This is a genomic window from Thalassotalea castellviae (assembly GCF_031846185.1).
Classification (GTDB): Bacteria; Pseudomonadota; Gammaproteobacteria; order Enterobacterales; family Alteromonadaceae; genus Thalassotalea_H; species Thalassotalea_H castellviae.
Map to the genome: position 1 here is coordinate 179,360 of NZ_JAVRIF010000008.1, position 10,906 is coordinate 190,265.

Annotated in this window: 10 protein-coding genes; 7 read left to right on the forward strand and 3 right to left on the reverse strand. The window is 36.8% G+C overall.

From position 1 onward, the window contains the following. Positions 1–93 precede the first annotated feature (93 nt). Positions 94–1,965 (reverse strand): EAL domain-containing protein, encoded by a 1,872-nt coding sequence (locus tag RM573_RS14210; protein WP_311583428.1) that lies wholly within the window; start codon positions 1,963–1,965, stop codon positions 94–96. 556 nt (positions 1,966–2,521) lie between these two features. Between RM573_RS14210 and rimP the strand changes: the two genes are divergently transcribed. The 6 genes from rimP (at position 2,522) to rpsO (ending at position 9,143) form a co-directional block, all read left to right on the forward strand. Further along, complete coding sequence (rimP, locus tag RM573_RS14215; RefSeq protein ID WP_311583431.1) at positions 2,522–2,983, forward strand: ribosome maturation factor RimP; 462 nt, start codon at positions 2,522–2,524, stop codon at positions 2,981–2,983. Positions 2,984–3,020: 37 nt separating this feature from the next. Next, positions 3,021–4,514 (forward strand): transcription termination factor NusA, encoded by a 1,494-nt coding sequence (gene nusA / locus RM573_RS14220; RefSeq protein WP_311583433.1) that lies wholly within the window; start codon positions 3,021–3,023, stop codon positions 4,512–4,514. A gap of 22 nt (positions 4,515–4,536) precedes the next feature. Beyond that, positions 4,537–7,218: a translation initiation factor IF-2 gene (gene infB / locus RM573_RS14225; protein WP_311583436.1), complete on the forward strand. Its 2,682-nt coding sequence runs from the start codon at positions 4,537–4,539 to the stop codon at positions 7,216–7,218. A 169-nt stretch (positions 7,219–7,387) separates the two neighbouring features. Then, a complete protein-coding gene (rbfA, locus tag RM573_RS14230; RefSeq protein ID WP_311583439.1) occupies positions 7,388–7,789 on the forward strand; it encodes a 30S ribosome-binding factor RbfA in 402 nt (133 codons plus the stop codon). A gap of 4 nt (positions 7,790–7,793) precedes the next feature. Beyond that, positions 7,794–8,741 carry a tRNA pseudouridine(55) synthase TruB gene (truB, locus tag RM573_RS14235; RefSeq protein WP_311583442.1) on the forward strand — a complete coding sequence of 316 codons (948 nt, stop codon included), beginning with the start codon at positions 7,794–7,796 and terminating at the stop codon, positions 8,739–8,741. A gap of 132 nt (positions 8,742–8,873) precedes the next feature. After that, entirely contained in the window at positions 8,874–9,143 is a 270-nt protein-coding gene (gene rpsO / locus RM573_RS14240; protein WP_303452325.1) for a 30S ribosomal protein S15, read from the forward strand. A 61-nt stretch (positions 9,144–9,204) separates the two neighbouring features. On the opposite strand, the gene RM573_RS14245 is transcribed toward rpsO, so the two are convergent. After that, entirely contained in the window at positions 9,205–9,615 is a 411-nt protein-coding gene (locus RM573_RS14245) for a DUF4124 domain-containing protein (RefSeq protein WP_311583447.1), read from the reverse strand. A gap of 180 nt (positions 9,616–9,795) precedes the next feature. Between RM573_RS14245 and pssA the strand changes: the two genes are divergently transcribed. Next, positions 9,796–10,620 carry a CDP-diacylglycerol--serine O-phosphatidyltransferase gene (gene pssA, locus RM573_RS14250; RefSeq protein ID WP_311583450.1) on the forward strand — a complete coding sequence of 275 codons (825 nt, stop codon included), beginning with the start codon at positions 9,796–9,798 and terminating at the stop codon, positions 10,618–10,620. A 102-nt stretch (positions 10,621–10,722) separates the two neighbouring features. Here the strand turns inward: pssA and RM573_RS14255 are convergent. Further along, positions 10,723–10,906: hypothetical protein (locus RM573_RS14255; protein WP_311583452.1), on the reverse strand; the 184-nt coding region annotated here is incomplete at its 5' end.

Sequence of the window (10,906 nt, forward strand, 5' to 3'; positions counted from 1 at the left end):
AGGTTAATTGAAAAGAAACGTAAGGGATTATGATTAGTGCACTTACGTTTCTTTATAGATCGAAACTTTCGATATTTGAACCATTGTTATGTTTTACAAGGGTTCTGGTTTACCAATATGAAAACCTTGGCAACCATCTATAAATAGTTTTTCTAAAGTAAAAATTTCTTCCTGACTTTCAACACTTTCAGCTAATACAGTAATACTTAATCTATGCGCTAAATCTACCATTAAGCGTAAAAAGTATTGATTGTTTTTATCTTCATCAATATCTCGAGTATAAGTGCTGTCCATTTTTATGTAATCAGGTTTTAGATCCCTGAAAAATTTAAATGAGGTTAAACCTACACCAAATCGTTCTACCGTGACTCTTGAACCAGCACGATGGATCATATCGATAAAGCGTTTACTGGTTTTAATATTTTGTTGTAAGCCAAACTCAGTAATTTCAAAGATAAGGTTTTTGCTAATTGCAGGATCACGCAATAATTTTCTTTCTAACCAAATTAAGAACTGTTCATCATGAATAGTACGCGAACTGACATTAATTCCAAATTGCTGATCATGTAAGTTTTTATCTTTTATTTCAGCGATCACTTTTTCAATGATCATCCGATCAATGGCAACTATTTTGTCTAGTTTTTCGGCCATAGCAATGAACGAGGCAGTCGGTAGCATCTCGTCATTAACGTTTAAAAACCTTGCTAGCACTTCATTATAGGTTTTAGTGTTTCTACTGGTTGGTTTAATGTGTTGAATAAGTAAAGTTAAACGGTTGTATTTTATTACATTATCAATTTCTTGGCGCCAGTTTTGATTACCATAGCTAGCGCTAGAACTTTCTAAAATACTACTATCAGTTTGAGAGTACCAAGAGTTTATTTGTTGGGTTTGCGCCACACTAATACCAGTATCTGCTAATGCTAATAACTCACCAAGCGGATTGTCACTCTTAAAACTAACTAAACCCGTATAACCTACAGAATCTAGGTCTGATGATTGTTGATACTTATTAAATTGATTCGTTAATTCTTTTGCGTAATTTTCTGCATCTTTTAAGGTTGTATTGGGTAAAACCGTAGCAAAATCTGAACTGTTTAATCTAAAAATCTTTGCAGCTTGAAATTTTGCCGAAGCTGTTTTCATTATATCTGCGACTTTACAAATATAATTATCACCTTCGGTATAGCCATGAATTTGATTAATCGTTTGTAGTTCAGAACAACGGGTTATTGTAAGGACACCAAAATCAATTGATTCACTTTTAGTTTCAAAAAATTGAACGAATCGAGAACGATTTTCTAATTGAGTAAGTGGTTCAATAAATGCTTCTTTTTCTAAAGCGCCAGCATCGGAGATATGACTATTTATTTGGTTTTTAATTTCACTGATACCTGCATTTAATTCAGGTAAGTCAAAAATATCTTCGTCTTCAGTTTTATCGGTATTATTTAATACATGAGTGAGTTCATTTTTAATTTGCTTATTAATACTACTGATAATGTTTTTATAACGGTTAATACTAAATTTACCGGCGATAAAGACAAAAATTAACGATAAAATTAACATGGTTGCACAAACGACAAGTAAATAATGTGCATAATTTGATGCATTGGTTTGCAAAGAAACGATAAAACCTTGCGGTGATATTTTTTGTGTTGTCGCTTTAGGGGTAAGCAAGTTGGATATAATATCGCTTTTAGAGGTAGACTCAAAAATAATGTTATTTTCAGCATTAGTCACTTTAAAAAATGAAAATCGTTGATTTTGCATTATTTTTTTCGAGAGTGACTCTATATTCTCAGCAGAACTATGGGCTAAATAGAGCTTAATTAAGTCATGCTGTTTTTTTTGTTGAAGTAAAACTTGCTCAGAAGTAATGAAAAAAGCAACGACAATAAAAATAATACTTAAAATTGCGGTGCTGATCATATTTCGTGAGATCAACTGCGAGTATGTATACATAAAAAACCCTAAAACTAATTAAAACATACTAATAGATGAGACAAACTTATCTATTACTCAATCAATTATAGTCGATGTGTTGTAAATAACAGCTTACTAGAATAATTGAGATGTTAGGTTAATAAATCATTAATCAATGCTATAGCATGAATAAAATAGCAATACTAAGCAACTGTTAATTCGTAATTTATCTTCTTAATCAATCTATTTACAAACGAAGGCTTGTTTTTCTGTTTTTTGTAACCTAATTAAACGAAGTAATCGTAGATAGGTACTTGCGATTCTTGTCTTAGCGCTATATAATTTACTCGTTTTATTCCGTGGCAGTATTTCACTGAAAGTTATTACAAAGATTTGTAGTCTCTTATTATTGTTTCGGTTCATTATTTCAAATTAAATACATTGTTATTTGAAATAATACACATTGCGGGTTCAGTGAAAATAGGCCCCGATATGGGGTTTTTTTGTACCTTGAAAAGGTACCTGACAGCATGTGTTTTCGCTGGGCTATATGCCCTTTTTTTGTATCCAGATATATTGGAATTGGAGAAGTTGATTGGCTAAATTTGAACATAAATTAACAGACATGTTACGACCAGCTGTAGAAGAGGTTGGTGTTGAATTATTAGGTATAGAGTTCGTTAGTGCGGGTAAACACTCGATACTTCGTCTTTTTATCGACCATGAAAATGGCATTGATGTTGATAATTGTGCTGAGGTTAGTCGTCAAGTAAGTGCACTGCTTGATGTAGAAGATCCAATTAGTACTGAATACAATTTAGAAGTTTCATCTCCTGGTTTAGACAGACCTCTATTCTCTCTAGCTCACTATCAAGCAGTGGTAGGTGAAACAGTGAACATCAGATTATCTCTACCGTTAAATGGACGTCGCAAATTCAAAGGCATATTAAATGCTGTTGAAAACGATATGTTAATAGTAACGGTAGATAATGAAGAATATGAACTTGTTTTCAGTAATGTTGACAAGGGCAATCTTGTTCATAATTTTGAAAAATAGTGTATTGAATTATAACGAATATTAAAGGCTAAGTAGCATGAGTAAGGAAATATTACTGGTAGTAGATGCTGTATCTAACGAAAAAGCATTACCTCGTGAAAGTATTTTTGAAGCGATGGAAACTGCATTAGAAACTGCCACGAAGAAGAAGTATGAAGGGGATATTGTTGTACGTGTTTGTATTGACCGTAAAACAGGCGAATTTGATACGTTTAGACGTTGGTTAGTGGTTGCCGATGATGCTGAAACAGAAAACCCATTTGCAGAAATGAGTTTATCGGCTGCTCAATATGATCAACCTGATTTAGTGGTTGGTGATTATGTTGAAGAACAAATTGAATCGGTTAAATTTGACCGTGTAACCACGCAAACGGCAAAACAAGTAATTGTACAAAAAATACGCGAAGCCGAACGTGCATTAATAATTGATGCTTATCAAGATCAAGTTGGTGAATTAATCACTGGTGTTGTGAAAAAAGCGAGCCGTGAAAGTGTCATTCTTGATCTAGGCAATAATGCGGAAGCAATTATTTATCGTGATGATTTATTACCACGTGAAGTATTCCGACCAGGTGATCGTGTACGTGGTTTGCTTTATGTGATTAAGCCAGAAGCACGCGGCGCGCAATTGTTTGTGTCTCGTACAAAACCAGAAATGCTGATTGAGCTATTTCGTGTTGAAGTTCCAGAGATTGGCGAAGAAATGCTAGAAATCAAAGGTGCAGCACGTGACCCAGGTTCTAGAGCGAAAATTGCCGTGAAATCAAACGACAAACGCATTGATCCTGTAGGCGCTTGTGTTGGTATGCGAGGTTCTCGCGTACAAGCTGTATCAGGAGAATTAGGTGGCGAGCGTGTAGATATCGTTTTATATGATGATAATCCAGCACAATATGTTATCAATGCAATGGCACCAGCTGAAGTTGCTTCAATCATCGTTGATGAAGACAAAGGCACTATGGATATTGCTGTTGAAGAAGGCAACCTTGCTATGGCGATCGGCCGTAGTGGTCAAAACGTTCGTTTAGCTAGTCAATTAACTGGCTGGGAACTAAACGTTATGACTGTTGCTGATATGAATGAAAAACATCAAGCTGAAAATGACAAAGTTTTATCGTTATTTACGGAAAAATTAGATATCGATGAAGACTTTGCCTTATTGCTAGCCGAAGAAGGATTTACTTCACTTGAAGAAATAGCTTACGTACCTGCATCTGAATTATTAGATATTGATGGTATGGATGAAGATATTGTTGAAGAGCTTCGTGAACGTGCAAAAGCAGCATTAACCACTAAAGCATTAGCAAGTGAAGAATCATTAGAGAACGCCGAACCTGCTGAAGATTTATTAAATTTAGAAGGTTTAGAGCGACATTTGGCATTTGTTTTAGCAAGTCGAGGAGTTATTACTCTCGAAGATTTAGCTGAGCAAGGTGTTGATGAAATTTCAGATATTGAAGAGTTAGATGAAACCAAAGCAGGCGAGCTTATTATGGCTGCGCGTAATATATGTTGGTTTAATGAAGAGTAATAGCACCGGGAGTACAAAATAGATGGCATCTGTAACAGTAGAAGAACTTGCCAATGAAATAGGCGCACCGGTCGATAGATTGGTTGGGCAATTGGCAGATATTGGTGTAACGAAAAGTGCATCGGATTCTGTATCGCAAGAAGAGAAAGAGTCTCTTCTTGAACATCTTAAAAAACAACACGGTGATGACTCATCTGCTAAACCAAGCAAGATGACGTTAAGCCGGAAGAAAAAATCTACGTTGACTATGGGTAGTGGAAGTAAAGCTAAATCAGTTCAAGTAGAAGTGCGTAAAAAACGTACTTACGTTAAACGTAGTGAATTAGAAGAGCAACAAATGGCCGAAGCTGAAGCGAAAGCCGCAGAAGAAGCCGCAGCAAAAGCGAAAGCTGAAGCCGAAGCTAAAGCCATTGCAGAAGCAAAAGAAGCCGAGAATGCAAAAGCTGCTGCTGCAGCAAGAGCCGAAGCCGAAGCAGAGCGTAAAGCTCAGGCTAAAGCAGAAGCTGAAGCTAAAGCAAAACAAGCTGCTCAAGCGAAAGCTAAAAATATTGAAGAAGCTCAACAAACACCAGTGAAAGCTGCGGAAAGTGATGAAGCAAAAGCTTTACGCCTTCAACAAGAAGCAGAAGCGGCTGCAAAAATTGAGGCAGAAGCGAAAGAATCTGCTGAAGCTGCACGCAAACTTGCCGAAGAAAACGAAGCTCGTTGGAAAGCACAAGAAGCGGAACGTAAAGCGAAAGAAAAAGAAGTTGTTCATTTAACGTCTTCTAAATACGCTCAAGAAGCGGAAGATAAAGTTGACTCTGCCGATGAAGGTGGACGTCGCCGTCGTAAGAAAAAGAATAATCAACAAGATCGCAATGCTAAAGGCGGTCGTGGTGGTAAAGGTAAACAAACATTATCTGCTCCGCAAAGCTTAAAACATGGTTTTACTAAACCTGTAGAAGCGAAGATGAATGAAGTTCGCATCGGCGAAACAATTTCAGTGGCTGAATTAGCTAATAAAATGTCTGTAAAAGGCGCTGAAGTTGTAAAAACTATGTTCAAAATGGGCGCTATGGCGACTATTAACCAAGTTATTGACCAAGAAACCGCTGCACTCGTTGCTGAGGAAATGGGTCGTGAAGTGGTGTTAGTGAAAGAAAATGCGCTAGAAGAAGCGGTACTTTCTGATCGCGGCGATGCCGGTGATGCTATCACTCGTGCGCCTGTTGTAACTATCATGGGTCACGTTGATCATGGTAAAACATCATTACTTGACCATATTCGTAAAGCAAAAGTTGCTGATGGCGAAGCGGGTGGTATTACACAGCATATTGGTGCTTACCATGTAGAAACAGGTCATGGCATGATCACTTTCTTAGATACTCCAGGCCATGCTGCGTTTACCGCTATGCGTTCTCGTGGTGCTAAAGCAACAGATATTGTAATCATTGTTGTTGCTGCTGACGATGGTGTTATGCCGCAAACAATTGAAGCGATTCAACATGCAAAAGCATCTGAAGCACCAATTATTATTGCTGTTAACAAAATGGATAAAGAAACGGCAGACCCAGATCGTGTTAAAACTGAATTATCTCAACATGATGTTATCCCAGAAGACTGGGGCGGTGATGTTCAATTCTGTCACGTTTCAGCGAAAACTGGTTTAGGTATTGACGAGTTACTTGACTCAATTTTATTACAATCAGAAGTACTAGAGCTTACTGCTGTTGTTGATAAAATGGCAAGTGGTGTTGTTGTTGAATCTAAATTAGATAAAGGTCGTGGTCCGGTTGCAACGGTACTTGTTCAAGAAGGTACGTTGAATCAAGGTGATATCGTACTTTGTGGATTAGAATATGGTCGTGTTCGTGCCATGCGTGATGAAAATGGTAAAGCGATTCAATCTGCAGGCCCTTCAATTCCAGTTGAAATCCTTGGATTAAGTGGTGTACCACAATCAGGTGATGAAGCGACAGTTGTTAAAGATGAGAAGAAAGCGCGCGAAGTAGCTTTATATCGTCAAGGTAAATTCCGCGATGTTAAACTTGCTCGTCAGCAGAAGTCTAAACTTGAAAACATGTTTGCAAACATGGCTGAAGGCGATATTTCTGAAGTAAATGTTGTACTTAAATCAGATGTTCAAGGTTCTTTAGAAGCGATTTCTGATTCGTTAGTTAAACTTTCAACGGATGAAGTTAAAGTTAAAATTATCGGTTCAGGTGTTGGTGGAATTACTGAAACAGACGCTACATTAGCGGCCGCTTCAAATGCTATTGTGGTTGGTTTTAATGTGCGTGCTGATGCTGCTGCTCGTAAAATTATCGAATCAGAGAAAATTGATTTACGTTACTACAGCGTTATCTATGCTTTGATTGATGAAGTTAAACAAGCAATGAGTGGTATGCTTGCGCCTGAGTTTAAACAAGAAATTATTGGTCTTGCTCAAGTACGTGATGTGTTTAAGTCTCCGAAAATTGGTGCTATCGCTGGTTGTATGGTTACTGAAGGTATTATCAAACGTTCTGCACCTATTCGTGTTCTACGTGAAAACGTGGTTATTTATGAAGGTGAACTTGAGTCATTACGTCGCTTTAAAGATGATGTTCAAGAAGTGCGTAAAGATACTGAGTGTGGTATCGGCGTTAAGAACTATAATGATGTTCGCGTTGGTGACCAAATCGAAGTTTTCGAAACGGTAGAAGTTCAGCGCTCACTGTAAGTTCTATTTAGTGTATTTGACTTTAATTTATTGTTGGTTGAACAAAGTCAGTCTATAAGACTTTGTAAAACCAGCTTTAATTTCAAGTTACTTATTTTAAATCAGCACAACAGGATCAGAAGAATATTAGAAATGGAGGCTTGGCCTCCGTTTTTGTTAGGAGAAATAAATGGCAAGAGAATTTGCTCGTACCGACAGAGTCGGTCAAGAAATCCAAAAAGAAATAGCGATGATCATTCAGCGTGAAGTGAAAGATCCTCGTTTAGGTATGGTGACGGTTAATGCTGTAGAGATTACTCGTGATTTAGCTTACGCCAAAATATTTGTTACTTTTTTTACCTTAGAAGGTCAAAATGTTGATGAGTCAGTTAAAATTTTAAATGACGCTGCAAGTTATATACGTACGTTATTAGCCAAGCGTATTAAAGCTCGAATTATGCCTGAGTTACGTTTTGTGTATGACAAATCGATGGTTGAAGGTGTCCGAATGGGTAACTTAGTAGATAAAGCGATTGCTGAAGATGAGAAAAATCATGAAAGCGACGTTGATGTAGAGCCAGGAGCAGAATAAGTAAATGGCTAAGCGTAGAAAAGGTCGTCCAATTAATGGCGTTTTATTATTAGATAAGCCATATGAAATGTCGTCAAATAGTGCCTTACAAAAAGTAAAAAGGCTTTATTTTGCCCAAAAAGCAGGACATACAGGTGCTTTAGATCCGTTAGCCACCGGCATGCTTCCAATTTGCTTGGGCGAAGGAACCAAGTTTTCTCAATTTTTACTCGATACAGATAAGCGCTACCTCGTGACGGCCAAGTTGGGGATTAGAACGACCACTAGCGATGCTGATGGTGAAGTTGTTAGTAATAAACCCGTTAATATTTCAGCTGAACAATTAGCGGATGCACTGGAACACTTTCGAGGTACGACAAAACAAGTACCTTCAATGTATTCGGCGTTAAAATATCAGGGACAGCCTTTATATAAATATGCTCGGGAAGGTATCGAAGTTCCAAGAGAGTCTAGAGATATTACGGTTTATCACCTTAGCTTGTTACGATTTGAAAATGATGAAGTAGATTTAGATATTCACGTCTCTAAAGGCACCTATATTCGTACTATCGTTGATGATTTAGGTGAATTACTTGGCTGTGGCGCATATGTTGCTCAACTACACCGAAGCGCAGTTGGAAATTATCCAACTGATAAAATGGTGACTATGGAGCGACTTGAAGCTTTACTTGAACAAGCAAATGAGCAAAATATTTCACCCTCAACATTATTAGACCCGTTATTATTACCTATGAATACCGCATGTGATGGTATTCCTAAAGTATATGTAGATGAGATGTCAGCGAACTTTTTACGACACGGTAATCCTGTTAAGGCTGAAAACTCACCGTTAGAAGGCATGGTACAAGTGTATATCGGCGATATGGATAGTGATGATTTTATCGGTGTCGGTATGATTGATGATGATGGACTTGTTGCTCCCAAACGTATAACGGTAGTAGATGCACAATAAATCTATAAATCTATTGCATTCGTTAGATATGTTGCTAGAATACGCGCTCTTTTACCATCCTCGCTGAATTAGTGTTTGGCAGATGGGATTATTATTAATACCAATTAGGTATTTCACACTAAGGATTAAAAAATGTCTTTAAATGCTACAGAAAAAGCTGCAATCGTTGCAGAATACGCTCAAAAAGAAGGTGATACAGGTTCACCTGAAGTACAAGTTGCTTTATTAACTACGCAAATTAATCACCTTCAAGGTCACTTCCAAGAGCACATCCATGATCATCACTCACGTCGTGGTTTATTACGCATGGTAAGTCAACGTCGTAAATTACTTGATTACTTGAAAGGTAAAAACGTTGAGCGTTACACAACGTTAATCGGTAAATTAGGCTTACGTCGTTAATCGATAGTTTCCTAAAAAAAAAGAGCCTTTCGGCTCTTTTTTTCGTTATAAAGATTGAAAACTAATTAACCCCACAAAATACTTCTACTTGTTTTTCATTAATTGCTAACTGTTGTACTTTTTCTTGAGCGGTCAATACTTGTAATTCACCCTTCGCATTGGTGTATTGAATTTTATCGAAGCCTTTTAATGTTTCGACATTGGCTTTTGCTTCTTCACATTTATTTGGCGTTGCAGCGATCTCAATAGGTGCCTCAGGCTTCTCATCGGCTGAATCAGCTTTTTCGTCTGTTTTAGCTTTAACCGTATTTGACATAGAGATTTCGGTATAGTTATCATGTTTTGGTTGATGCTGACTAAAGTGAACAACATTATTACTATCAACCCATCGGTAAACGATAACATTTTCTGCCATACTATAAGCGAACGAGCTAAACAGAAAAAATCCTAATGTAAATTTTTGAATCATCATACAAATTACCTGATTGTAATTTTCATTATTGAAAATAATTACCTATATAGAACTTATAACAAGTCAATTGCAAGTTTACAAATATTCTGATTGATTTCATGATGATTACATCACTTTTTATATGCGAACTAATAATAGGTATGATAGATTACGCCTTTATTTTTACGAAAAAATTCTTATATGCTAAATAAAAACTCATCTGAGCAAACACCTACACGCGGTATTTATTTATTGCCTAACTTATTAACAACAGCTGGTTTATTCTCTGGTTTTTTTGCTGTTGTATCATCAATGAATGGTCATTTTGAAAGTGCTTCAATCGCCATTTTTATTGCGATGATATTTGATGGACTTGATGGTCGCGTAGCAAGAATGACAAACACTCAAAGTGAATTCGGTGCAGAATACGACAGTATGGCTGATATGGTTTCATTTGGCATAGCCCCAGGACTTGTCGTTTATAATTGGGCTTTATCTGGTATGGGAAAATTTGGTTGGTTGGCGGCATTTGTGTTTGTTGCGGCAGCGGCGTTAAGGCTTGCAAGATTTAATACCCAAGTTGGCGTTGCAGATAAAAGGTATTTCCAAGGATTAGCAAGTCCGGCAGCAGCTGGTGTTATTGCAAGCTTAGTTTGGCTAGGAACTGAATATCAATTAAATGGCCAAGATTTTGGTATCGTAATGGGCGTTATTACCATTGTAAGTGGCTTATTAATGGTGAGCAATTTTAGATATAACAGCTTTAAGGATGTAGATTGGAAAGGTAAGGTTAATTTTATCGTCGTATTATTGATTGTGTTAGTGTTCGTTATTGTTGCTGCTAGTCCAGCGGAACTATTAACTGTCATTTTTGTTCTATATGCATCTTCAGGTCCATTTACAACAATAAGGACGGTTAAAAAGTTAAAGCTGGAACATGTAGTAGGCGATGATGAAGATGCAGAATTTACGTCAACAAAAAATGAAGAGAATGTAGATAAAATAGATTCAGAAAAAGAAAAATAATATTACTTACTATTCTTCTCTCAGGTTATATCGAAAAAAGAGTACTAATAAGTACTCTTTTTTCATTTTTAAATTAGTAAAAAAACACAAATTGTACTATTTTTAATCATTCAACCTTTTCTTTTCAATAATCGACAAAAAAAGGCTTGACCTGAGCGCAGAAATCCCTAAAATGCGCTCCACTTCTTCAGGGAGACCTGAGAAGCGAGTTTTAAGTGGTTTGGTTGTCACGTTTGATAGCAAAACCTTGAACATAACGTTTAAAAACATTTTTGAGAAAATCAGA